Below are 24,558 nucleotides of genomic sequence, written 5' to 3' on the forward strand. Positions count from 1 at the left end.
CTTCAATTAAAAATTGTGTTGTAATCCGTTGTATATCATCTCAATTGCTACAAAAGTGATGGCGATACAAAAGATCCATCTTAAGGTTGTCGGATTGATTTTGGTTAATAGTTTTGCTCCGGTGAATGCGCCACCCAATACGCCAAGTACCACAGGAAAGGCAATACCCGGATCCATATAACCTCTTTGCAGATAAACCACTGCACTTGCCGCAGCCGTAACACCTATCATGAAATTACTGGTTGTTGTACTTACCTTAAAAGGTATTTTCATTGTAGTATCCATAGCTAAAACCTTTAAAGCACCCGATCCTATACCCAATAGCCCTGACATTACCCCTGCAAGCGTCATAATCGAAAAGCCGCCACCTATATTCTTTAATTTGTAATTCACTAATCCGTTAGGGGTAGGATAGCTATTATCAAGCTTCAGTCTGGCAGACCACTTGCTCCCTTCTGTTAAAGCTTCCTGGTTTTTCTTTCTTAGTGTCATGGCTGCAGAAAAAAGTAGCACGGCTCCAAATAGAATGGCTATAGTATTTGTTGGGGTGTATACCGCAATCAATGCGCCTATTACCGCACCAACAGTTGTGGCAATTTCGAGAAACATACCTAGCCTGATATTGGTCATTCCTTCTTTAATGTAAGCACTTGCAGCGCCAGAGGAGTTTGCTATGGAAGCCAGTAAAGCGGCACCAATGGCGTAGCGGATATCTACGTGGAATACAAGAGTTAATAATGGGATTACAACAACGCCACCCCCCAAGCCGGTTAATGAACCAACAAGGCCGGCGAGGTATGCGCCTAAAATGAGTATAATGGTGAAAGTTAGAATTGACATTTTTAGAATATTAATGATTATTATTTAATATATATGCGATGGTGGCTATTGCCTGATCCATATGTTGTTCCTTTATTGCAGCCAGAAGTGTTTCATGTAAATGGTGACTCATGGCAAATTGAGTAAGTCCAGAAGGCTCACGTCGTGTAAAAAAGTCGCGAATGATGCTGGTAAAGCTTTTATATAAATCAAATAGCACTTTATTTCCTGATGCTTCAGCAATCCTGGTATGAAATTCCAAATCGGCTGCGATACAGTTTTCGTGATTTCCTTCAACTATAGCCGCCTTTCTTTTCGCTAAAGCTTTTTCCATTAAAGACAGGTGCTGATCATTTCTGTTCTTCACGGCCAATGTCACAATCTCCTTTTCCAGCAGACCCCTAACATAATTTATTTCCTTAAAATCAGAATTTTTTAAACGTTCCTCAATAGGTTCACTTGAAACGTCATTTACAATTGTGCCATAACCCTGTCTAACTGTAAGTACGCCTGCTTGACTTAAAGACTTAATGGCTTCTCTAATGGTTGAACGACCTACGCCATAACTAACCATTAAATCTGGTTCTGAGGGAATCTTTGATCCTATCTCAAATTTGCCATCAAGAATATCTGCCCTAATGGCTGCGGAAATTTTCTGAGAAAGACTTTTTTGTCCTGTAGATGAATTCATGATACAAACATATGATGTTTAATTTAAACATCATATGTTTTGTTGTCATTTTTACGTTAAATGAAATGATAAGTCTTTTACTTCTGATTCAAGACCGTCGAAAGTATTTACAGCTTTATGCTTTAAAACTACCTTAATAAGGATTAAATAAGTTAAATATTATTTACCTTTATACGAGTCCCATGGTTTCAGCCATTCTACAAGCTTCCATTGCATTGCTTACATTCAACTTTTGAAATATATTTTGTCTATGGCGATTGATGGTATTGATGCTTAGCGCCAGCTTATCTGCAATCTCTTTGCTTCTTTGACCATGTTTAATTAACTGTAAAATCTCTTTTTCTCTTGGGGAAAGGAGTACTTTAAACTGCGCTTCATTCTGCTCAATGATTTTTCCGCTTTTATTATTGATTATGATGCCTTGTGGAATCTCAAATTCCGGGTGGTCATAAATCATATGGTAAAGGCACAGTGCCAACCAGATGCTGCCATCATCCGAACTGGAGATATACAATAAACGGTGCCTGATCAATACATATTTACCCTCCTTGTTTTTAATCCTAAGTTTAGTGATGACCTCATAATCCATTCGTTCTTCAGTGTCTGTGTTATGCAGATGTTGAAAAAACTGAAATTCGAGTCTGTATTTTTTCTGTAAATCTTCAGGATGTACCTTGCTTAATAATTGATCTTCCCAAATGGATTTGATTTCCTGATCCTGTGCAGCGAGTCCAAGCTGACTGGCTAGAGCGCCATAGTAAAGGAAGCTATTCCTGGCTTTCATATCGCTTAACACTGCAATGCAGTTTTCGAATTGACTATACATCTGGGCAATACGCTTCGCATTATCCAGTTTTTGAACAGGATTTTGGATCTTTTCAAAAGATTGAGAAAAGAGTTTAATATCTAACAGATCTCGCATTTAACTAAAAATTGATGGTTATTTATGACCATTGAAATTGGTTGAAGCGTTAAATAACTTTGCGAACTTACTCATTTGGATGGTGATTGAGCAAGGGATTAAATGTTTTCAATAACTTGCATGCCCCACAATTAGTGATGACCATAAATTAATCAATGATATTAAATGAAAAGAATTATTTTGGCAATAGGTATTTTATGCGGACTAAACGAAGTAAAGGCGCAAAGTTTAGAAAAAATGCAATGGTTTAATGAACCAGATCAATGGGAAATTAAGAACAATACCTTAACCATGCAGGTTACACCAAATAGCGATTATTGGCGTATTTCTCATTATGGCTTTACTGTTGATGATGCACCATTTTATTATGCTACCTATGGTGGCGAATTCGAAGCCAAGGTAAAACTCACCGGGGCCTACAAAGCCAGATTTGATCAAATGGGGTTAATGATCAGGATAGATCATCAGAACTATATCAAAACAGGGGTAGAGTTTGTAGATGGGAAATTTAACATCAGCACAGTAGTTACGCATGATAAAAGCGATTGGAGTGTGCTTCCGCTAGAAAAAGTGCCGCCATTTATCTGGATTAAAGTGGTACGCCGACTTGATGCAGTGGAGATTTTTTACTCTCTGGATGATAAAAATTACATTATGACCCGAAATGCACCTTTGCAGGATAATACACCGGTAATGGTGGGTTTAATGGCAGCTAGTCCGGATGGGAATGGCTTTGAAGCTAAATTTGAAAACTTTAAGGTAAAACATTTGCCAGATCAGCGCAGACTGGAATGGTTAAAAACACATTAATGATAAGATTTAATTAATCTGCTATTTTTGATTGAAGGCTTAATTAAAAGAAATGATTGACGCTCTCCATTTTTCACTTCTATCATGCTGATATTAAAATGAAGTTGATTGCTCATGCTTATTAGAAATCAAATTCTAGCTGATTGCTTTCAATATCTTCAGCTGGTATATCTTCATAAAAACGTGAGAGCGTAATGCCAAGCAGTCGAACTTTTGCATGGCCCAATTGAGCTTCTTCCAGTAATTTTACGGCCTCCTGGAGCATTTGTGCAGCTTGATTAAATGGTGTTGAAAATGAGCGACTTCTGGTAATTTGTTTAAAATCTTCAAATTTAATCTTAAGGGTAATGGTTTTACCTTTTAACTGATGCTTCTCTAACCTGGCGGCTACCGTTTCACTAATTTGTTTTAATAAATCATGAAGTATTGCCAAGTCGTTCGTGTCTTCAGATAAAGTATCTTCTGCACCAACAGATTTTGTTTCCCGGTGTGCCTGGACTGGCCTGTTATCCAAGCCACGCACTATTTTGTAATAAAATTTGCCTGATTTTCCAAACTGGGCAATGAGTTGCGATTCGCTTAGGTTTTTCAAATCTGCACCAGTATTAATTTGCATGGCCTTCATTTTTGCAGCTGTAACTTTACCAACACCAAAAAACTTTTCTACTGGCAGTTTCTCCATAAAGGCCTTAATTTTTGAAGGGCCTATAAAAGTAAGTCCATCAGGCTTGTTCATATCTGAAGCTACTTTAGCCACAAATTTATTGATGGAAACACCTGCAGATGCAGTAAGGTTCAATTCATTTTTAATGGCATCTTTAATTGATTTTGCAATATCAATTGCCGAACCAATACCCAGTTTATCTTCTGTAACATCTAAATAAGCTTCATCTAGTGAAAGCGGCTCAATGATATCCGTATAGCGGCTGAATATTTCTCTAATAGCCTTTGATACCGCCGTGTAGGCATCAAATCTTGGGTATACAAATATGGCTGTGGGACAAAGCTGATACGCTTTGCTGCAAGACATTGCAGAACGGATGCCATACTGCCGGGCCTCATAACTAGCTGTGGCAACTACACCACGGCTATCTGGCTTGCCACCCACAACAAGTGGTTTTCCTCTGTATTCCGGAAAATCACGTTGTTCTACCGACGCGTAGAAAGCATCCATATCAATATGAATAATCTTTCTTAAAGTGCTTTCAGGCTGATCGGACATTTATTAGAGGATGGCTTTCAGCATTTTTTCTAAAAGTCAGCTGTTAAATTTCTAAAAATTATCATGATATCAAATGATCAATCTCTTTCTTTACAAAAGATTAACCCGGATCTTGTAATACATTAAAATAACTTTAATAACTATGACGATGATTTAAAATATAGATCGGTTCTATTGTTGACAGTAATTTTTAATTAAGTTTAATTTAAAAGCTCCTTAACCTTATTCAATAAAGCATCCATTTCAAAAGGCTTCTCCATAAAATCATTTGCCCCGGCATCCAAAGCAGATTGTCTGATATCACGGCTAGCTGAAATCATTAGAATAGGAATTTGTTGGTATTGAGGATCACCTTTCAATAATTTACAAATGTCACGGCCATCATGCCCACTCATCCAGATGTCGAGCAAAATTAAATCAGGTTTATTTTTAACGGCATCAACCACAACGCCTCCATCATAAGTAAATTCAACATCATAGCCCATTACCTCCAATATCATCGTTATCGCATCCACAATCCCTTCGTCATCATCGGCGATGAGTATTTTCTTAATTCCCATTTAGTGTAGATTTTGTCTTATTAGTTAGTGGTTATTGGTGAAAAGCAAATATCATAAATTCTATTAATAGTATTAATATATAAATTATGTTTTTTGTTTTAAAAAAATAGATTATTTGTTTAAGCGCTTTTCGATTTGTTTAAGTCGTTAATTATCTGTTCTAGAGGTAGAATAAGGTGATGTGTTAAAGAAAATTAACCCAAAATGTATACTAATAATAGCTTGATTATATAGTAACCATATAGAAGAGATTTAAAAAGTAATTTTATAATCTATATTTACAGCAAAATTTATTCAAACTAGCGTTTAGAGCCAAAATGGATCATATTAATATTAAGAAATTAGCAGAAGCTCTACATTTATCTACTTCTACAATTTCACGTGCTTTTAGAGATAACAGCGATATTAATGGAGCCACTAAAGAAAGGATTCTTGCCAAGGCTAAAGAATTAAACTATCAGCCTAACCACTACGCCAGTAATTTAAGAGAGCAAAAAAGTAAAACCATTGCAGTGATTGTGCCCGAGCTGGCCAATAATTATTTCTCACAAGCAATACATGGTATAGAGCGTGTAGCCAGGGCAAATGGCTATCATATCCTCATTTATGTAACTGATGATGATTACCACAAAGAGGTAACCTTTATTAAGCACCTGCATAATGGCAGGGCTGACGGTATCATCATGTCTGTATCTGGAGAAGCAAACGACCACAATTACCTAAACGAATTTGGTTCAAAGCGCTTGCCTTTAGTGTTTTTTGATCGGATTTATGAAGACATTACCACACCAAGGGTAGTAACGAATGATTATAAAAGCAGTTTTTTAGCTACAGAACATTTAATTGCACAAGGCTGCCAGCGCATCGCCTATCTGGTGGTGAACAAAAGTTTATCTATTGGTAAAACCCGGATGCGGGGATATGTAGATGCCTTAGCCAAACATCAAATAGATTTTGAAGAACAATTAATTGTAGATTGCAGCAATAGTTATGATGAAAACAGCATCATCATTAAGAATGCTTTAACCGATTTAAAGCCTGATGGTGTTTTTACTTCTGTAGAACGCCTGGCTTTTGCCACCTATTACGCCTGTTATGATTTAGAAATCAGTATACCTGATGACTTAAAAGTAATCAGTTTTTCCAGTCTGGAAATTGCACCACTATTAAATCCATCGCTCACTACCATTACACAACCCGCGGCAGAAATTGGTAATGTAGCAGCCAAATTATTATTCAAAATTCTGGATTGTGAGCAAGATAAAAATTTCTTAAATGAAGTGGTTTTGGAGTCTGAGATTATCATCAGAAATTCAACCGTAAATCAGTTAAAAAAGGCCTAAAAATTCAAGCTTTTTAAAGGTCAGAAAATTCAAAAAAAATCTTCACTTAGTGTAAAATAAGCAGAATTTTGATCAAATTTCGGGAACGTTCCCGAAAACACCATGAATTTTGTCCTTCATTTTTCGGGAACGTTCCCGAAAAATAGCCTAAAATAGGCTTAGTGTAAAAAGTACACTTTAAATATTGATTTTGTATTTTTAACTAATTGATTATAAATACTTTATTTTTTTTAATTCGTTTTTTATAAATTCTTATTTTAAGAAAAAGTTAATTCAGCAACAATTTTAAATTCACTTTATTTTGGCCTAAAATATATTTTTTAAATAAATTTTGAAATCTCATTCTGCGCTGTAAATTAGGCCTGTGTGTAAATCACTATAATATTTAACCAAATTTTTATACTTAAAAGAGCTTCGAATATGAGAGTATTTTACCTGTTAAAACAGGGGCTTTTGGTGCTGTTAGTTTTTTCAGCATTAATCGTAAAAGCACAATCCGGATCAATTTCCGGAAAAGTGCTTGATGAAACCGGTCTGCCATTACCTGGTGCTTCTGTGGTTTTAAAAGGTACCACCAGAAGTACATCAACAGATGGTTCCGGAAATTTCAAACTTGCAGGTTTATCGAATGGTTCGGTAACTTTATCTGCCAGCTTTATTGGCTATCAAACACTTGATAAAGCAGTAAGTGTTGCTGGAAATGCTACAGTTAACTTTCAATTGGTACCAGATGCGCAAAAACTGAATGAGGTGGTGGTTATCGGTTACGGTACTGCCGAAAAGAAAAACTTAACGGGTTCTATAACCACGGTAAGTGCAAAAGATTTTCAGAAAGGTACCATTACCAATCCAGAACAACTAATTCAAGGAAAAGTAGCAGGTGTTAACATTATTTCTGGTGGTGGTGCACCTGGTTCGGGAAGTCAGATCCGTATCCGTGGTGGCGCATCTTTGAATGCAAGCAACGATCCGCTTATTGTGGTAGATGGTGTTCCTTTTAGTGGAAACAGCATTGGCAATGCGCCGAGTCCGCTTTCATTAATTAACCCGAACGACATTGAAACCTTTACCGTGTTAAAGGATGCCAATGCAACCGCAATTTATGGTTCAAGAGCATCAAATGGTGTTATCTTAATTACCACCAAAAAAGGTAGTTCTGGTGCGCCGGTAATTAATTTTAGCACCAATAATTCTATTGCTACGGTTGCTAAAAAAGTAGATGTGTTTTCTGCAGATCAGGTTCGTGCTTATGTAAATGCAAATGGAACAGCTGCCCAGAAAGCACTGCTTGGTACCGCCAGCACCGATTGGCAAGATGAAATTTATCAGAATGCCTTCTCTACAGATAATAATTTAAGCATCGCCGGATCGTTTAAAGGTGTTCCTTACCGTGTTTCTGCAGGCTATCTGGATCAGGATGGTGTAGTCATCACCGGAAAACTTAAAAGGGCAACTGGTGGATTTACTTTATCGCCGCGTTTGTTCAAAGATCACTTAAAAATTGATTTAAGTTTAAAAGGAACGCTAAGCAATTCTCAATATCCAAATGATGCAGCCATTCAAAATGCCATTCAATTTGATCCGACACAGCCAGTTTACGCTGATAATAAATTTGGAGGTTATTTCGAGTGGATTTCAGGTACCGGAGCAGCAGCTGTTCCTAACCCGAATGCGCCACGTAATCCGGTTGCTTTAATCAGACAGCAAAATAATCAAGGTGACGTGGCCAGAAGTTTTGGTAATGCAAGGTTTGATTATTCATTTCACTTCTTGCCAGAATTACATGCGAATTTAAACTTAGGTTATGATATTTCTAAAGGCACTGGTTCTACTGCTGTACCCATTTATGCAGCACAACGAGCATCAACCAATGGTTATTACGAAAGCAGACAAAATACTGGTTCTGATAAATTTTCAGAGTTTTATTTAAATTATGCCAAAACTGTAGAAAGTATTAAAAGTAGATTTGATGTTACCGCCGGATATGGTTATTACGATAACTCAACCACCAACTTTTATTATCCTACATACCGTGGAACTGGCGAAATATTAACTACGCCGGTATTCTTAAATGCGGTAGAAAGACAAAAACTACTTTCTTACTATGGCAGGTTTGTTTATACCCTTGCTGATAAGTATATCCTTTCAGGAACCATGCGTGCAGATGCATCTTCCAGATTTTCGGAAGCTAACCGTTGGGGATATTTCCCTTCCGCTGGCTTTACCTGGAGAATTATTGGAGAGAATTTTTTAAAGGATAGCAAAGTGGTATCTGATTTAAAATTGAGATTAAGTTATGGTGAAACCGGAAACAAAGACGGTGAAACGATTGGTAACTACAATTATCTTTCCAGATACTATGCCAATACCAATCAGGGTCAATATCAGGTTGGAAACAGTTTTTACAATTATTATAGCCCTGCCGGATACGATCCGGACATGAAATGGGAAACCACTACCACCTATAATGCAGGCTTGGATTACGGTTTCTTAAAAGGAAGATTATATGGAAGTGTTGATGTGTATTACAAAAAAACAAAAGACTTACTTAGTACAATTAACATCCCGGTAGGTACAAATTTTAGCAATTTACTGACAACCAACGTAGGGAATATGGAAGTAAAAGGTGCTGAAGCCAGCTTAAATTTTGTGGCCATCCAGAAAGAAAACGTGACATGGGAGTTTGGGGTAAATGCAGCTTACAACAAAAGAAAAATTACCAATTTAACTTTAAATCCTGATGCAGGATCGAAGGTTGGTGCCGGAGACATTACCGGTGGTACCGGAAATACATTAAAATGGAATGCTGTTAACCAGGTTCCAAGTGCTTTCTTTGTTTACAAACAAGTGTATAATGCAAATGGAATGCCTTTAGAAGGAATTTATGAAGATTTAAATGGCGATGGTATCATTAATACCAACGATCAATATTTCTACAAATCACCAGATCCAAACTTCACTTTTGGCTTCAATACATCATTCACTTACAAGAAATGGACAGCCACTACGGTATTGAGGGCTAGTATTGGTAACTATGTTTATGATAATATCTCTTCAAACTTTGGCATTAGAAATAACATCTTAAGCACCCAGGGAATTTTAAATAATGCAGGTGTAGATTTGTATAATACCAATTTCTCCGGAAGTTCTGGTATCCAGTATTTGAGTGATTACTTTATCAAAAATGCATCCTTCTTAAAAATGGATAACGTTGGCCTATCTTATAATGTTGGTAAATTGTCTAGAAACAGCAATACCACTATGCGAATTTCAGCGAACGTGCAAAATGTATTTATCGTATCTGATTACAAAGGTTTAGATCCTGAATTATCTACAGGTATTGATTTCAATTTATATCCAAGACCTAGAACCTATACTTTGGGTTTAAATGTTGGTTTTTAATATCAAAGAAACATAAAAATGAAAAATTCATTTAAAATTATATTAGCATCAGGATTTCTGCTTTTATCTTTAAATTCATGCAAAAAAGAGGATTTAAATTTAAAGCCAACCAATGATGTTACCGCCGATGATGTGTACGCCACTCCGGCAGGATATAAAAATAGTTTGGTTAAATTGTATGCAACCTATGCCTTAACCAGTCCTTCGGGTTCTGATAATAGCGATGTTGGTGGATTAAATGCAGGTTTTTCCGATTTTTTTCGGTTATTCTGGACATCACAGGAACTGACCACTGATGAGGCCATTTGCGCTTGGGGTGATGTAGGGATTCCCGAATTAAATTACAGCATACCAAGTAATGACAATCAGTTTTTAAGAGGTTTATATTCCAGAAGTTTATTACAGATTACTTTCTGTAACGAATTTTTAAGAGAGAGTACTCCCGAAAAACTGGCTAGTCGCAACATTACAGGTGCAGATGCTACTGCAATTACCAGGTATCGTGCTGAAGCACGTTTTCTACGAGCTTTTCAATATTGGGTATTGTTGGATGCCTTTGGTAATCCACCTTTCGTAACCGAAGATGATAACATTGGTAAAATAGCGCCTAAACAAATTCAGAGGGCAGCCTTATTCAGCTATGTTGAATCTGAGTTGAAAGCCATAGAAGGCGATTTAGCAGATGCACGTACAAATGATTACGGCCGTGCAGATAAAGGTGCAGATTGGGCTTTATTGGCAAGATTGTATTTAAATGCACAGGTTTATACGGGCACAGCAAAATATACTGAAGCCATTACCTATTCAAGTAAAGTTATTGCATCAAGCTATACTTTGAAATCTAATTACATGGATTTATTTAAAGCGGATAATGATAAAAACAATACAGAGAATATCTTAACCATTAATTACGATGGCGTTAACGGAACAAATTATGGAGGAACTACTTTCTTAATTAATGCGGCCATTAATGCAGATATGCTACCTGCTACTTATGGCGTTCCAAACGGCGGATGGGGCGGTAACAGAACCCGTCAGAATTTACCAGCATTATTTCCTGATGCCAATGGAACAGCCGATAAACGAGGTGTTTTCTTTGGTACAAAAAATACGATAGATGATGTAGGTACCTTTACCGATGGCTTACGTGTAACGAAGTTCAAAAACATTACTTCAGGAACGGGGACAACCCCTGCATCTTTAAATGGCGTATTCAGTGCTATGGATTTTGCTTTATTCCGTTTAGCAGAGCAATATTTAATTTATGGTGAAGCTGTTGCGCGTGGTGGTTCAGGCGGTAGCGCAGCGCAGGCTTTAACCTACGTAAATGCATTACGTTTCAGGGCTTATGGAAATACATCAGGTAATGTGAGTGCTGCGGCATTGACAACTGATTTTTACCTGGATGAACGTGGACGTGAGTTATACTGGGAAGGACATCGCCGTACAGATTTAGTGCGCTTTGGAAAATATGCAGGCTCTACCTATTTGTGGCCATATAAAGGTGGTGTAAAAGCTGGTGCGTCTATTCCAACATACCGCAATATTTTCGCCCTTCCAACAGCAGATTTAATTGCCAATCCAAATCTGGTTCAAAACACAGGTTATTAATCTTAATCTTCAATAAGATATGAAATCAAAATTATTCAAATCCCTGGCTTTAGGTTTAATGGCCTTATCGCTATGGTCTTGCAAAAAGGACGAAACACAAACTGTTTCCAATGTTGCGCCTGCAGGTACTTTAACGGCTTCGTCAACTAACCTAAATTTGGTGCAATCAAATGGTACGCAAGCTGCGGTAACCTTAAGCTTTCCGCTCTCAACCGTTACAGGTTACGTGATTCCGGTAACTTCAACCTTACAGTTTGATTTAAAAGGGAAAAACTTTAGTGCACCTACAGAGATTGTATTAACCAAAGGTTCTTACGCACCAACCATTTCACAGTTTAATAACATGATTTTGGCTTTAGGTGGTACAGTAGGTAAACCTGCACAAGTAGAGGTGAGGTTAAAATCTGGCGCAGCCGTAAATGATTTAACGTATTCTAATGTGGTTACTTTAAGTGCAACACCATATTTAGCTTCAGCATGGATTTATTTACCTGGTGCTTATCAAGGTTGGGAACCAACTACTGCCGATAGTTTAGTCTCTTTATCCAGCAATGGAATCTATACCGGAATGATTGCCTTTACAACAGGCAACCTCGCTTTCAAAATTACGCCGGGTAAGAAATGGGATGGTGCTTTTGGTGATGCAGGATCAGGAAATATCAGTACTACAGGTGGCGACCTGAAAGCTGCTGAAGCTGGAGTAAAACAGGTAACAGTAGATTTAAATAAAAATACTATTGCCTTTGGTACACCAAATGAATGGTCGATTATTGGTGATGCTACACCAGGTGGTTGGACAACAGACACAGATATGAAAGTAACCAATGATGGCAAAGCCAACTTTTATACCATTAAAACCAACTTAACAGTAGGTGCATTAAAATTCAGATTCCAGCATGATTGGGCAGTTAATTTAGGTGGTGCACTGGCAAGCTTAACCACTGGTGGTGATAATATTGCAATTACTGCCGCTGGCACTTATACCATTACATTAGACGTTGCTGCTAAAAAAGCAACATTAATTAAAAACTAATCATAACCATATACCCGGAAGAACAATGTTCTTCTGGGATTTTTATCCTTATATTTTTCAGCATGATCAAATTCGAAACTTCATCATCTTTTTTTATAGCTCTTTCTCATTCATCAAATTTTGCTGGAATAAAAAAAATATTGATCACCCTGCTCATCCTTTTTTCCGGCATTAATTTATCTGCGCAAAAACTGGAACGTGTAGAACCCATGTTTTGGTTTACAGGTATGCACAATCCGGCATTGCAACTCCTTATACATGGTGAAAACATTGCAGCAAGTACCGTATCGTTAACTTACCCGGGTGTAAAGCTGGTGAAGGTTAATAAAGTCGAGAATCCCAATTACCTTTTTTTGGATTTAACCATTGCCTCAACGGCTAAGGCTGGAAAATTTCCAATTAACTTTACCGTTAACGGAAAAAAAATATTAAACTACATCTATGTATTGAAAAATCGCGATAAAAGCGAAGAAAGAATTCAGGGCGTAACACAAAAAGATTTTATTTACTTATTAATGCCAGATCGTTTCTCGAATGGCGATAAAAGTAATGATGTGGTAAAAGGATTAGCCGAAACCACACTCAACCGGGATAGCATGTATTACCGTCACGGTGGCGATCTTCAGGGCGTGATCAATCACCTGGATTACCTGAAAGATTTAGGCATTACCACCGTTTGGATGACTCCTGAAATTGAAAATGACATGTCCAAAGCTTCTTATCATGGTTATGCCGTAACCGATCATTATAAAATTGATCCCCGCTACGGAACGAATGAACTATTTAAAAAATATATAGAAACTGCTCATGCTAAAGGCATGAAGGTGATTAAAGATATTGTACACAACCATATTGGAACCGGACATTGGTTTTATAAAGATTTACCGATGAAAAGCTGGGTGCACCAATGGCCAAAATATACACAAACAAGCTATCGCGATCAGGCGGTAATGGATACACATGCTTCACAGGCAGATCGAAAAAAAATGCTCGATGGCTGGTTTGTGCCTTCTATGCCCGATTTGGATGAGCAAAACCCTTTCGTGCAAAATTACCTCACTCAAAATCACATCTGGTGGATTGAGTATGCAGGTATTGATGGATTACGTTTAGATACTTATCCATATAACGATCCGGCATATATGGCCGATTGGGCTTTAAAGTTAAAAGCCGAATTTCCTAACCTGTCTATCTTTGGCGAGACCTTTGTAAATGGCGTAGCCAACCAGGCTTACTTTACAGAAGGAAATACAGTAAACCGGGGTTTCAACACCCATTTACCAGGCATTACCGATATGGCGGTGAAAGATGGGATTTATGAAGTTCTAAATGGCAAAAACGGCTGGACTGATGGTGTGAACCGATTATATGATGTTTTGGCGCATGATTTTCTATATCAAGACCCCACAAAAAATTGCATTGCTTTGGATAACCATGATATGAGCCGTTTTTATTCGCTGGTAAATGAAGATTTCGATAAATATAAAATGGGCATGGCCATGTTGCTTACCACGCGTGGCATTCCTCAAATGTATTATGGTACCGAAATTCTGATGAAAAATTTCTCTAATCCTGATGGATTGGTTCGTTCAGATTTTCCTGGCGGATGGCCTGGCGATAAAAAGGATAAGTTCCTGGCAAACGGCCGAACAAACAAAGAAAATGAGGCATTTAATTTTGTAAAAACTTTAGCCAATTATCGCAAAAACAGTGTTGCTTTACAAACAGGAAAATTAATGCAATTTGTACCAGAAGATGATGTTTATGTTTATTTTCGTTACAATGAAAATGCAAAAGGAACCGTTATGGTGGTGGTGAATAACACGGAGAAAGCAAAGACATTAAACACTGATCGCTTTGCAGAAAGAATAAATGGGATAACGATTGCGAAAAATGTGATTTTGGGTGAAAGTCAATCCATTAAAGAAATTAAAGTGCCAGCAAAGACAACGTTGGTTTTAGAATTGAATTAAGATTGAAGCTTAAAGCGAAAAGCTGAAAGACTAAAGTGAAAAGCCAGGTAAGCATCCTGTCTTGATACTAACTAAAAAGCTAAAAGACTAAAGTGAAAAGCCAGATAGGCGCCCTATTTTGATACTTACTAAAAAGCTAAAAGACTAAAGTGAAAGCCAGATATGCGCCCTATCTTGATACTAACTAAAAAGCTAAAAGACTAAAGTGAAAAGCCAGATATGCGCCTTATCTTGATACTAACTAAAAAGCTGAAAGACTAAAGCGAAAAGCCAGATATGCGCCTTATCTTGATACTAACTAAAAAGCTAAAAGACTAAAGTGAAAAGCCAGGTAAGCATCCTGTCTTGATACTAACTATAAAGCTAAAAGACTAAAGTGAAAGCCAGGTAAGCATCCTGTCTTGATACTTGATACTAACTACTCGATACTAATTACAATGCAAAAAGAACTCCAAACTCCAAACGCCAGCCCTCAAACTCGAATTAAAGCATGTCTTTTTGATCTTGATGGTGTACTGGTTGATACAGCCGTTTACCACTATCAAGCCTGGAAACGTTTAGCCAATACAATGGGTTTTGATTTTACGGAAGAACAAAATGAGCAATTAAAAGGCGTAAGCAGAGTAGAAAGCTTAAATAAAATTTTAGCCTGGGGTGGTGTAGAAAAAACTGAAGCAGAAAAGGAAGAACTGGCTACATTAAAAAATAGCTGGTATGTAGAGATGATCACTAAAATGACACCTGCAGAAGTGCTTCCTGGAACGGTTGATTTTTTAACCGAAATTCATCAGGCAGGTTATAAACTGGCGCTCGGTTCAGCCAGTAAAAATTCAGGAATTATTTTAGAACGCACCCACCTGGCTCATTTCTTTGACGAAATTGTAGATGGAAATATGGTTACTAAATCTAAACCAGATCCAGAAGTTTTTCTTAAAGGTGCAGAACTGTTAGGCTTTAAACCAGAAGAATGTGTGGTTTTTGAAGATGCAGTAGCTGGTGTAGAAGCTGCAAAACGTGGTGGAATGAAAGCCATCGGGATTGGCGAAAAAAGTGTGCTTACCAAAGCTGATGTGGTGGTAAGCGGATTAGACAAATTAACAGTTAAAGATTTAGAAGAATTATAAAAAAGTATCAGGTATTAAGTAGCAAGTATCAAGTTAAGGTTAATTCAAATTAACACCCAGTCTTGCTCCTCGCTACTACAATTGAGACTTAATAAGATTATAGAATAAGGTTTTGATTAAGTCTTGATACCTGATACTAACTACTCCATACTAGATTATGAAAAATTACATTAAAGCACATGAGTGGAACATTATCGAAGAAGGATTTGATCCACATTTAAATAAAATTTCAGAAAGTATTTTCAGCTTGGGTAACGGCCGTATGGGGCAGCGAGCCAATTTTGAAGAAACGTATTCTGGCGAAACTTTACTGGGTAATTATGTGGCTGGTGTTTATTATCCGGATAAAACCAGAGTAGGTTGGTGGAAAAATGGCTATCCTGAATATTTTGCTAAAGTGTTGAATGCTGCCAACTGGATAGGGATAGAAGTAAAGCTAGGTGACGAAGTTTTAGATTTGGCAACTGCTGAAGTAAGCGATTTTAAACGTGTGTTGAATATGCATGCAGGTGTTTTAGAACGCAGTTTCACTGCAAAATTAAAAAGTGGCAAAACAGTAAAGGTAAAAGCAACCCGTTTTTGCAGCATCGCTGATGATGAAGTTGGTGCTATCCGTTACAGTATTACATCAGTAGATTTTGATGGAAAACTGACGTTAATGCCTTTCATTGATGGCGATGTTAAAAATCAAGACAGTAACTATGATGAAAAATTCTGGGAACTGGTTGCTGATGAAATTACCGGGACAGAAGCTTACATCAAACTGAAAACGAAAAAAACAGCATTTGAAGTTTGCACTGGAAGTAATATTCAATTGTATAAAAACGGAGAACAGATAACGATAAATCCAGAAGCTGTTCGCAAAGAAAAATTCGTCGGACAAACCTTATTAGTAGATATTAAGGCAAACGAAGAAATCACTTTGATTAAAATTGCGGCGAATCTATCTTCAGAAAACTATGCTAAAGAATCTCTTTTAAAAGAAGCTAAAGCAGTAATTGCAAAAGCAACTTCAAAGGGTTTTGATACTTTACTTAAAGAACAAACTGAAGCCTGGGCAACCAAATGGGAAGAAAGTGACATCATTATTGAAGGTGATGTTTCAGCACAGCAAGCTATCCGTTTCAATATTTTTCAATTGTTTCAAACCTATACTGGTAAAGACGACAGGTTAAATATTGGTCCGAAAGGTTTTACCGGCGAAAAATATGGGGGTTCTACTTATTGGGATACCGAAGCCTATTGTGTGCCATTTTATCTGGCAACCGCACCACAGGAAGTAAGTAAAAATTTGTTGGTTTATCGCCATAAGCAATTGGGTAAAGCAATAGAAAATGCAGCAAAATTAGGTTTTAAGGATGGTGCAGCCCTTTATCCTATGGTAACAATGAATGGCGAAGAATGTCATAATGAATGGGAAATTACCTTTGAAGAAATCCACAGGAACGGTGCCATTGCTTTTGCAATTTACAACTACATCCGTTACACGGGAGACGAAAGTTATTTAGCTGATTTCGGTTTGGAAGTACTCATCGGCATTGCCCGATTCTGGAAACAACGTGTAAACTGGAGCGGTGATAAACAGCAATATGTAATGCTTGGTGTTACTGGTCCGAATGAATACGAAAACAATGTAAACAACAACTGGTATACTAATCTACTGGCTACATGGTGTATGAAATATGCCACCGAAGCTGCGGAGCTGGTGAAAACACAACAACCAGAAAAATATAAAAGCCTGCTCGAAACCTTAAATTTTAATGATCAGGAATTTACAGATTGGGCAGATATCATTGAAAAAATGTACTATCCGGAAGATCAGGAAAAAGGAATTTTTCTACAACAGGATGGTTATTTAGATAAGGAACAAATTTTAGTTAAAGACCTTCCGGCAAGTGAAAGACCCATTAACCAGAAATGGAGCTGGGATAGAATTTTACGTTCGCCTTTTATCAAACAAGCTGATGTTTTGCAGGGATTATATTTCTTTGAAGAAAATTATGATCTGGAAACGATCAGAAGAAACTTCGATTTTTATGAGCCACGCACCGTTCATGAAAGTTCTTTATCGCCCTGCGTACACAGCATTTTGGCTGCAAAATTAAATGATGAAGCCCGTGCATATGAGTTTTATTTACGTACAGCAAGGTTAGATTTAGATGATTACAATAACGATACCGAGGATGGTTTGCACATTACTTCAATGGCTGGAACCTGGATGAGTGTGGTTGAAGGTTTTGCCGGAATGCGGGTTCGTGAAGGTAAATTGCATTTCAGCCCGTTTTTGCCAACGCAATGGAAAGCATTCTCTTTCACCATCGGTTTCAGAGGCGCTACTTTAAAAATCAACATCACTGAAAACGGAATCAATATCAAAAACAACAATGCTGTTGATTTAGAAATCGGAATCAAAAGTCAATATCATAAACTGGCAGGTAACACTGAAATAGTGGTAAATAACACGGAGTTGGTATGATTGTAGAGGTAAAATGTGAGAAGGAAAATCGCAACCTTTCAATGCTTCGTCATTGTGAGAAGGAACGACGAAGTAATCTCACTTCGAAAGTTTCTGTATTTGCATTTTTCCTTTTATTACTTTCATCATCATCCTTTGCACAACAAAAACAATTCAGCATGAACGATAAACAAATCGTTATCTATCAGTTATTGCCCCGTTTATTTGGAAATAAAAATACAGCCAATATCCCTTACGGTACTATTGAGCAAAATGGTTCAGGTAAGTTTAATGATATTACCGATCAGGCATTGGATGGAATTAAAGAACTTCATGCGAATTATGTTTGGTATACAGGTGCCATTGCCCATGCCAGTTTAACAGATTATACCGCTTACGGAATTCCGGTAGATGATGCAGATGTGGTAAAGGGTCGGGCAGGTTCGCCCTATGCCATTCGCGATTATTATGATGTAAATCCAGATTTGGCCGTAAACGTTAAAAACCGGATGCAGGAATTTGAAGCTTTGGTTAAACGGACACATGCTAAAAACCTGAAAGTAATCATTGATTTTGTTCCCAATCATGTTGCAAGAAGTTATCATTCGTATGCCAAGCCAAAAAATATAATTGATTTTGGAACGCAAGATGATGTGACCAAAAGCTTTAGCCCAAAAAATGATTTTTATTATATCCCTGGTCAGCCTTTTGTGGTGCCAACCAACGGAATAAAAACACCGCTTTCTGCTTTGCAGGATGGAAAGTTTAATGAAGACCCGGCAAAAGCAACGGGAAATAATGTTTTTTCTGCTTCTCCAAAATATGATGACTGGTACGAAACCATCAAGCTAAATTATGGCATAGATTATCAAAATGGCGAAAAACAATATTTTGATCCAATTCCTCCGGTTTGGACAAAAATGCGGGATATCCTGATCTTCTGGACTAATAAAGGTGTGGATGGTTTTCGGTGCGATATGGCAGAAATGGTGCCCATTGCTTTCTGGAACTGGGTAATCCCTCAGGTAAAAAAAGTAAATCCGGATTTGATTTTTCTCGGCGAAGCTTATAATCCGCAAGTGTACAAGCAATACCTGGAAGATGGTAAATTCGATTACCTATACGATAAAGTAGGTTTGTACGATGGATTAAAAAAATTGATTAAGAACGAACCAACTGCAGATGTGAAGGATATCCGTCAGGTATGGCAGGTAGAAAGTGCTGGTTTTGGCAAACATATGTTGCGCTTTTTAGAAAACCATGATGAGGAAAGAATCGCTTCTGCAGGATTTGCAGGCAAGGCCGAACTGGCTTTACCTGCAATGGTGGTTTCTGCTACTTTAGGTGCCGGGCCGGTAATGCTTTATTTCGGACAAGAAGTAGGGGAGCCTGGAAAAGGTGCCGAAGGTTATGGAGGCGATGATAACCGCACAACAATTTTTGATTATTGGGGTGTCCCTAATCATCAGAAATGGATGAATAATGGTGCTTTTGATGGCAAAGAATTAGATGAGGGTCAAAGGCAATTAAGGGCTTACTATCAGCAGCTTTTGAAAGTAACAACAGCTAGTGATGCTGTTTTAAATGGTGAGATTTATGATGTTCCCCAAGTAGGAAACATGAATAACCATATGTATGCCTTTATTCGCTACTCTGGAAAACAAAGGTTGCTGGTTGTCGCTAATTTCGACAGAACACAAACTTTGGAAGCCAATATTGAAATCCCTGATCATATTCTGAAAGTTAAAAACTCAGTGCCAGTTACAGAATTATTAACAGATAAAAAATTGAATATTCCCTCCGGAACCAGCATTCCTGTGAAGCTTTGGCCAGTGTCTGCCCAAGTGATAGAATTTTAAAGTGGAAATAAATTAACCACAGCGTACGCAAGAAGCAGTAAGGAAAAGAATGATGTTTCGATTGATTTATATAAAATCTGTTACGTGCTATCATAAAATTTATGGTGAGTTAATATATACAAATAGATAAACAGCAGGAAAATAGGAACTTCGTGTTCTCTTTGTGACACTCTGTGTTAAAAGAATAAAATACTATGAGCTTAAAAACAATATTCGAGAACCCCAAATTAACCCTCGCACAAATCATCAATATGAGTGTGGGTTTTTTTGGCATCCAATTCGGTTGGGATTTACAGCGTGCCAACATGGGCCGTATTTACGAAAACCTGGGTGCCAATCCTGATCAGGTTCCATTATTGTTTTTAGCTGCACCCCTAACCGGACTTTTAGTACAACCCATCATTGGCTATTTAAGTGACCATACCTGGCATCCGAAATGGGGCAGAAGGAGACCGTATTTTATGGTGGGTGCCATTGTAAGTAGCATTGCGCTAATTTTTATGCCCCATAGCAGTGTGCTTTGGATGGCGGCAGGACTGCTGTGGGTTTTAGATGTTTTTGGCAATATTGCCATGGAGCCTTTTCGTGCTTTTGTTACAGATAAATTGCCAGATAGTCAGGTAAATCGCGGTTTCATTATGCAAAGTATGATGATTGGTTTAGGTGGAAGTGTAGCTTCGGCTTTGCCATGGTTAATGAACAATGTGTTTCATTTACAAAATACTGCAGCTAAGGGTAGTATTCCTGAAAATGTAAAGTTTTCCTTTTATATCGGTGCTTTTTTCTTTTTTGCGGCCGTGTTGTGGACGGTTTTCACCACAAAAGAATATCCGCCTCGGGAAGAAGATCTTCATCAAAAAAGTAAGAACGGATTTCTTGATGGTGTAAATGAAATTTTTAGTGCGTTAAGAAATATGCCTAAACGTATGCAGATCGTATCCCTGGTTCAGTTTTTTACCTGGCCGGGGTTATTTTTGATGTGGTTTTATTATACCACCGCCGTTGCTGTAAATGTTTTTGGTGGTAAAGATGCTGCAGATCCCATTTATGCTCAAGGCGCTGATTTTGGAAGTTTAACTTTAGCCTATTATAGCGTAATCACCTTTCTTTTTGCTTTAGTGTTGCCTAAAATTGCCGATGCTTTAGGAAGGAAAACTACGCATGCCATATGCCTAATCTGCGGAGCCATTGGATTAATTAGTGTAGCCTGGGTACATGATAAAAATATGTTGTACCTCTGCATGACGGGTGTTGGTGTTGCCTGGGCCAGTATTCTTTCCATGCCATACGCCATGTTAAGTGGTTCACTACCTAAAGATAAAATAGGTATTTATATGGGCATTTTCAACTTCTTTATTGTGCTGCCAGAAATTATAGCTTCACTAGGCTTTGGTTGGTTGATGAGAAATGTATTGAATAACGACAGGCTTTTGGCAGTTCAATTGGGAGGTGGATTAATGATTTTAGCTGCAGTAATTTGTTATGTTTTTATCAGAGAACCTAAGAAAACTAATGAAGTTCTAACTGCGAAGTTAGGTGTTGAAGAAAATAGGTCTGTTTAGAGATTATTTTACTGCGATCGCTATAACCTTTCCCTGTCATGCCGAGGTACGAAGCATCTGCAAGCTATGAAATATTGAACTATTAATTGTCGAATGACATTACATCCCAGGTTGCTACAATTTTAATTTTATCTTGTCCTGGCCGGACAGGCTTGACCCATTTTTTTTTGAACCCGCTACGTTGTTTCCGTCCTTGCGCGGAGGCTTTTTCAGCTGACGAAGCAATCTCATTTATATGTTACACCCCCATCATAAAGCATTTATTTTGACTAGACATTCTCTCTTCCTTTGAGCAACCAAAGATGCAAACTTTTTTAAAGTCCCGTTTTTCAGTAACATTTCTACTGTGATTTTTGAATAATAAAGCTTTAGTTTGATATTTATAATCCAAACTAAACTACATGAAATTTAAACTTTTACTCACCACTTTTTTGCTTACCGGAATGGTTGTTTTTGCGCAACAGCCACAAAAGAAAACAGCTGCAAAAGAAACAACAACCACTACACAAGTAATCGTTAAAGATGAGCCCAAAACTGCAGCAAATGAACGAACCATCAAGGTAGAGAGTGCCGTTGTAACTAATCATACGGTTAATATTGCGGGTAAATCCGTTCCTTATAAAGCTACAACAGGTACTTTACCCGTTTGGGATGATGATGGAAAACCAATTGCTGGCTTGTTTTACACTTATTATGAGCGAAGTGATGTTTCCAATCGAGATAAAAGACCATTGGTAATTTCCTTTAACGGAGGACCAGGTTCGGCATCAGTTTGGATGCACATTGCCTATACTGGTCCAGTAGTTTTAAATATTGATGATGAAGGCTATCCCGTACAACCTTATGGTTATAAAGAAAATCCATATTCTATTCTGGATGTAGCTGATATTGTTTATGTCGATCCTGTAAATACTGGTTATTCACGTTCAATAAGCAAGGATATCCCTAAAGAGAAGTTTTTTGGTGTTCGGGCAGATATTAAATATCTGGCTGAGTGGATTAATACTTTCGTAACCAGAAACAACCGCTGGGCATCACCAAAGTTTTTAATTGGCGAAAGCTATGGTACAACACGTGTTTCGGGCCTGGCGTTAGAGCTTCAAAATAATCAATGGATGTATTTGAATGGAGTGGTTTTGGTTTCTCCAACTGAACTGGGAATTGAAAGAGGTGGACCCGTTGATGCAGCATTACGTTTGCCTTATTTTGCGGCCACAGCCTGGTACCATAAAGTATTACCTACAGATTTACAGTCGAAGGATTTAACAGCAATGTTGCCAGAAGTGGAAATGTTTACCATTAACGAACTCATTCCGGCAATTGCACAGGGTGGAATGCTAGATCCAGATAAAAGAAAAGCAATAGCCAATAAAATGGCTCGATATTCGGGCCTGTCAGAAAAGGTAATTATGGATTATAACCTTAATGTTCCTACTGATTTCTTCTGGAAAGAATTAATGCGGGATAAAGGTTTTACGGTAGGTAGGTTAGATTCTCGCTACAGGGGTATCGATAAAATGAGTGCAGGTGAAGGGCCTGACTACAATGCTGAGCTTACTTCCTGGTTACATTCATTTACACCAGCTATTAATATGTATATCCGCAATGAACTCAATTATAAAACCGACTTAAAGTATAATATGTTCGGTTCTGTTTACCCTTGGGATAAAACTGGTGATCAAACAGGAGACAATCTCCGCCAGGCCATGGCACAAAATCCGTTTCTTCACTTATTAGTTCAGTCTGGCTATTATGATGGTGCCTGTGATTATTTCAATGCAAAATATAGTATGTGGCAATTAGATGCTGCCGGGAAATTAAAAGATAGAATATTTTGGGAAGGATACCGTAGCGGGCACATGATGTATTTGCGTAAAGATGATCTCAAAACTGCAAATAACCACATTCGGCAGTTTATTCAGAATGCTTTACCAAAAGTGGGAGAGGCAGCTAAGTTTTAACAGCATTATTGATTCCTTAAAAAAGATTGAAAAAAACTGTTGGCTGCAAACTAAAAATAATTACTTATTTTTGTGGTTCAATTATGCAACAAATAAAAACATCATTCGATTTTGAAAAACCTATTGCCGATCTGGTTCAGCAAATAGAAAAGGTTAAACAAGTTGCCGATAAAACTAAGGTAGATATGTCTGCCACTTTAGACGAGCTTGATGGTAAATTAAATGAAACTACCAATAATTTATATAAAAATTTAACTGGCTGGAATAAGGTTCAGATGAGCCGTCATCCAGATCGTCCGCAAACACTTGATTACATCAGCATGATTTGTGATGATTTTATTGAGTTACATGGCGATAGAACAGTTAAAGATGACAAAGCTATCATTGGTGGTTTTGCTTCAATAAACGGTCAAACCGTAATGGTAATTGGTCACCAGAAAGGTAAAAATACCAAAGAGCGTCAGTTTCGTAATTTTGGTATGGCCAATCCTGAGGGCTATCGTAAAGCCTTACGTTTAATGCGTTTAGCAGAAAAATTTAATAAACCAGTAATTTCGTTTATTGATACGATGGGTGCTTACCCAGGCTTGGAAGCAGAAGAGCGCGGACAAGGTGAGGCAATTGCCAGAAACCTGCTTGAAATGTCTATTCTTCGCGTACCCATTATCTGTATTGTAGTAGGAGAGGGTGCATCAGGTGGTGCTTTAGGCATTGGTATTGGTGATAAGGTTTATATGTTAGAACATACCTGGTATTCTGTAATTTCGCCAGAATCTTGTTCTTCTATTTTATGGAGAAGCTGGGATTTCAAAGAAAAAGCTGCAGAGTGCCTAAAATTAACATCTGATGATATGTTTGGAAACAAGCTGATCGATGGAATTATTCCGGAACCATTAGGAGGTGCACATCAGGATCCTGAATTAATGGGTAATACTTTAAAAGATTATATCATAAAAGATTTAGCCTCTTTAGGAAAGCTAAAAACAGATAAACTCATCGAGCACAGAATTAATAAATTCTGTGCAATGGGTGTTGTAAACGAATAATCATTAACTAACTATATTTTTTGGTCCCGTTTAGCCTCGCTAAACGGGATTTTTTGTTTACTCCAGACTTACGAAGTTTTGTCGGCCATGTGAAATGGGGAACTTCGTCAGTCTAAATATCAAACGGCGCTTGTGCCCATGCTCCTTTATAATGAGTATTTATAT

At 37.7% G+C, this 24,558-nt stretch carries 17 protein-coding genes; 12 read left to right on the plus strand and 5 right to left on the minus strand.

The window, feature by feature from the left end:
- Positions 1-6: 6 nt before the first annotated feature.
- From AN34_RS13605 to AN34_RS13615, 3 genes are all read right to left on the minus strand, one after another.
- Positions 7-840: a sulfite exporter TauE/SafE family protein gene (locus AN34_RS13605; protein ID WP_029286333.1), complete on the minus strand. Its 834-nt coding sequence runs from the start codon at positions 838-840 to the stop codon at positions 7-9.
- A gap of 10 nt (positions 841-850) precedes the next feature.
- Positions 851-1,510, minus strand: a complete 660-nt coding sequence (locus tag AN34_RS13610) for a FadR/GntR family transcriptional regulator (RefSeq protein WP_029286335.1) — start codon at positions 1,508-1,510, stop codon at positions 851-853.
- A gap of 169 nt (positions 1,511-1,679) precedes the next feature.
- A complete protein-coding gene (locus tag AN34_RS13615) occupies positions 1,680-2,432 on the minus strand; it encodes a response regulator transcription factor (protein ID WP_029286337.1) in 753 nt (250 codons plus the stop codon).
- Positions 2,433-2,597: 165 nt separating this feature from the next.
- Here AN34_RS13615 and AN34_RS13620 point away from each other — a divergent pair, with 165 nt between their 5' ends.
- Positions 2,598-3,242, plus strand: a complete 645-nt coding sequence (locus AN34_RS13620; protein ID WP_029286339.1) for a DUF1349 domain-containing protein — start codon at positions 2,598-2,600, stop codon at positions 3,240-3,242.
- 121 nt (positions 3,243-3,363) lie between these two features.
- Here the strand turns inward: AN34_RS13620 and dinB are convergent, their stop codons facing one another.
- Both dinB and AN34_RS13630 read right to left on the minus strand, forming a co-directional pair.
- Positions 3,364-4,464 (minus strand): DNA polymerase IV, encoded by a 1,101-nt coding sequence (gene dinB / locus AN34_RS13625; RefSeq protein WP_029286341.1) that lies wholly within the window; start codon positions 4,462-4,464, stop codon positions 3,364-3,366.
- A gap of 200 nt (positions 4,465-4,664) precedes the next feature.
- Positions 4,665-5,024, minus strand: a complete 360-nt coding sequence (locus AN34_RS13630; RefSeq protein ID WP_029286343.1) for a PleD family two-component system response regulator — start codon at positions 5,022-5,024, stop codon at positions 4,665-4,667.
- A gap of 317 nt (positions 5,025-5,341) precedes the next feature.
- Here AN34_RS13630 and AN34_RS13635 point away from each other — a divergent pair, with 317 nt between their 5' ends.
- From AN34_RS13635 to AN34_RS13685, 11 genes are all read left to right on the plus strand, one after another.
- Positions 5,342-6,367: a LacI family DNA-binding transcriptional regulator gene (locus AN34_RS13635; protein ID WP_029286345.1), complete on the plus strand. Its 1,026-nt coding sequence runs from the start codon at positions 5,342-5,344 to the stop codon at positions 6,365-6,367.
- A gap of 420 nt (positions 6,368-6,787) precedes the next feature.
- Positions 6,788-9,769, plus strand: a complete 2,982-nt coding sequence (locus AN34_RS13640) for a SusC/RagA family TonB-linked outer membrane protein (RefSeq protein WP_029286347.1) — start codon at positions 6,788-6,790, stop codon at positions 9,767-9,769.
- Positions 9,770-9,787: 18 nt separating this feature from the next.
- The gene (locus tag AN34_RS13645; protein ID WP_029286349.1) at positions 9,788-11,380 is read left to right on the plus strand and encodes a RagB/SusD family nutrient uptake outer membrane protein; all 1,593 of its coding nucleotides are present in this window, start codon (positions 9,788-9,790) and stop codon (positions 11,378-11,380) included.
- A 19-nt stretch (positions 11,381-11,399) separates the two neighbouring features.
- Positions 11,400-12,413: a SusE domain-containing protein gene (locus AN34_RS13650; RefSeq protein ID WP_029286351.1), complete on the plus strand. Its 1,014-nt coding sequence runs from the start codon at positions 11,400-11,402 to the stop codon at positions 12,411-12,413.
- 62 nt (positions 12,414-12,475) lie between these two features.
- Positions 12,476-14,386: a glycoside hydrolase family 13 protein gene (locus AN34_RS13655; protein ID WP_082468404.1), complete on the plus strand. Its 1,911-nt coding sequence runs from the start codon at positions 12,476-12,478 to the stop codon at positions 14,384-14,386.
- 437 nt (positions 14,387-14,823) lie between these two features.
- Positions 14,824-15,510, plus strand: a complete 687-nt coding sequence (gene pgmB, locus AN34_RS13660) for a beta-phosphoglucomutase (RefSeq protein WP_051666556.1) — start codon at positions 14,824-14,826, stop codon at positions 15,508-15,510.
- 157 nt (positions 15,511-15,667) lie between these two features.
- Entirely contained in the window at positions 15,668-17,986 is a 2,319-nt protein-coding gene (locus AN34_RS13665) for a glycoside hydrolase family 65 protein (RefSeq protein ID WP_029286356.1), read from the plus strand.
- 158 nt (positions 17,987-18,144) lie between these two features.
- Entirely contained in the window at positions 18,145-19,824 is a 1,680-nt protein-coding gene (locus AN34_RS13670; RefSeq protein WP_231625554.1) for an alpha-amylase family protein, read from the plus strand.
- A 194-nt stretch (positions 19,825-20,018) separates the two neighbouring features.
- Positions 20,019-21,386: an MFS transporter gene (locus AN34_RS13675; RefSeq protein WP_029286359.1), complete on the plus strand. Its 1,368-nt coding sequence runs from the start codon at positions 20,019-20,021 to the stop codon at positions 21,384-21,386.
- A gap of 401 nt (positions 21,387-21,787) precedes the next feature.
- Positions 21,788-23,347, plus strand: a complete 1,560-nt coding sequence (locus AN34_RS13680) for a S10 family peptidase (RefSeq protein ID WP_029286361.1) — start codon at positions 21,788-21,790, stop codon at positions 23,345-23,347.
- A gap of 83 nt (positions 23,348-23,430) precedes the next feature.
- Positions 23,431-24,393 carry an acetyl-CoA carboxylase carboxyltransferase subunit alpha gene (locus AN34_RS13685; protein ID WP_082468405.1) on the plus strand — a complete coding sequence of 321 codons (963 nt, stop codon included), beginning with the start codon at positions 23,431-23,433 and terminating at the stop codon, positions 24,391-24,393.
- The last annotated feature ends 165 nt before the right edge of the window (positions 24,394-24,558 follow it).

Origin of the sequence: Pedobacter sp. R20-19, from assembly GCF_000708265.2 — a bacterium.
Taxonomy (GTDB): domain Bacteria; phylum Bacteroidota; class Bacteroidia; order Sphingobacteriales; family Sphingobacteriaceae; genus Pedobacter.

Bases quoted from the DNA above. Each gene is read 5' to 3' on its own strand.
- AN34_RS13615 (WP_029286337.1), bottom strand. From the start codon at position 2,432: ATGCGAGATCTGTTAGATATTAAACTCTTTTCTCAATCTTTTGAAAAG.
- AN34_RS13675 (WP_029286359.1), top strand. From the start codon at position 20,019: ATGAGCTTAAAAACAATATTCGAGAACCCCAAATTAACCCTCGCACAA.
- AN34_RS13650 (WP_029286351.1), top strand. From the start codon at position 11,400: ATGAAATCAAAATTATTCAAATCCCTGGCTTTAGGTTTAATGGCCTTA.
- AN34_RS13610 (WP_029286335.1), bottom strand. From the start codon at position 1,510: ATGAATTCATCTACAGGACAAAAAAGTCTTTCTCAGAAAATTTCCGCA.
- AN34_RS13620 (WP_029286339.1), top strand. From the start codon at position 2,598: ATGAAAAGAATTATTTTGGCAATAGGTATTTTATGCGGACTAAACGAA.
- AN34_RS13665 (WP_029286356.1), top strand. From the start codon at position 15,668: ATGAAAAATTACATTAAAGCACATGAGTGGAACATTATCGAAGAAGGA.
- AN34_RS13630 (WP_029286343.1), bottom strand. From the start codon at position 5,024: ATGGGAATTAAGAAAATACTCATCGCCGATGATGACGAAGGGATTGTG.
- AN34_RS13635 (WP_029286345.1), top strand. From the start codon at position 5,342: ATGGATCATATTAATATTAAGAAATTAGCAGAAGCTCTACATTTATCT.
- dinB (WP_029286341.1), bottom strand. From the start codon at position 4,464: ATGTCCGATCAGCCTGAAAGCACTTTAAGAAAGATTATTCATATTGAT.
- AN34_RS13640 (WP_029286347.1), top strand. From the start codon at position 6,788: ATGAGAGTATTTTACCTGTTAAAACAGGGGCTTTTGGTGCTGTTAGTT.
- AN34_RS13670 (WP_231625554.1), top strand. From the start codon at position 18,145: ATGAACGATAAACAAATCGTTATCTATCAGTTATTGCCCCGTTTATTT.
- AN34_RS13655 (WP_082468404.1), top strand. From the start codon at position 12,476: ATGATCAAATTCGAAACTTCATCATCTTTTTTTATAGCTCTTTCTCAT.
- AN34_RS13605 (WP_029286333.1), bottom strand. From the start codon at position 840: ATGTCAATTCTAACTTTCACCATTATACTCATTTTAGGCGCATACCTC.
- AN34_RS13685 (WP_082468405.1), top strand. From the start codon at position 23,431: ATGCAACAAATAAAAACATCATTCGATTTTGAAAAACCTATTGCCGAT.
- pgmB (WP_051666556.1), top strand. From the start codon at position 14,824: ATGCAAAAAGAACTCCAAACTCCAAACGCCAGCCCTCAAACTCGAATT.
- AN34_RS13645 (WP_029286349.1), top strand. From the start codon at position 9,788: ATGAAAAATTCATTTAAAATTATATTAGCATCAGGATTTCTGCTTTTA.
- AN34_RS13680 (WP_029286361.1), top strand. From the start codon at position 21,788: ATGAAATTTAAACTTTTACTCACCACTTTTTTGCTTACCGGAATGGTT.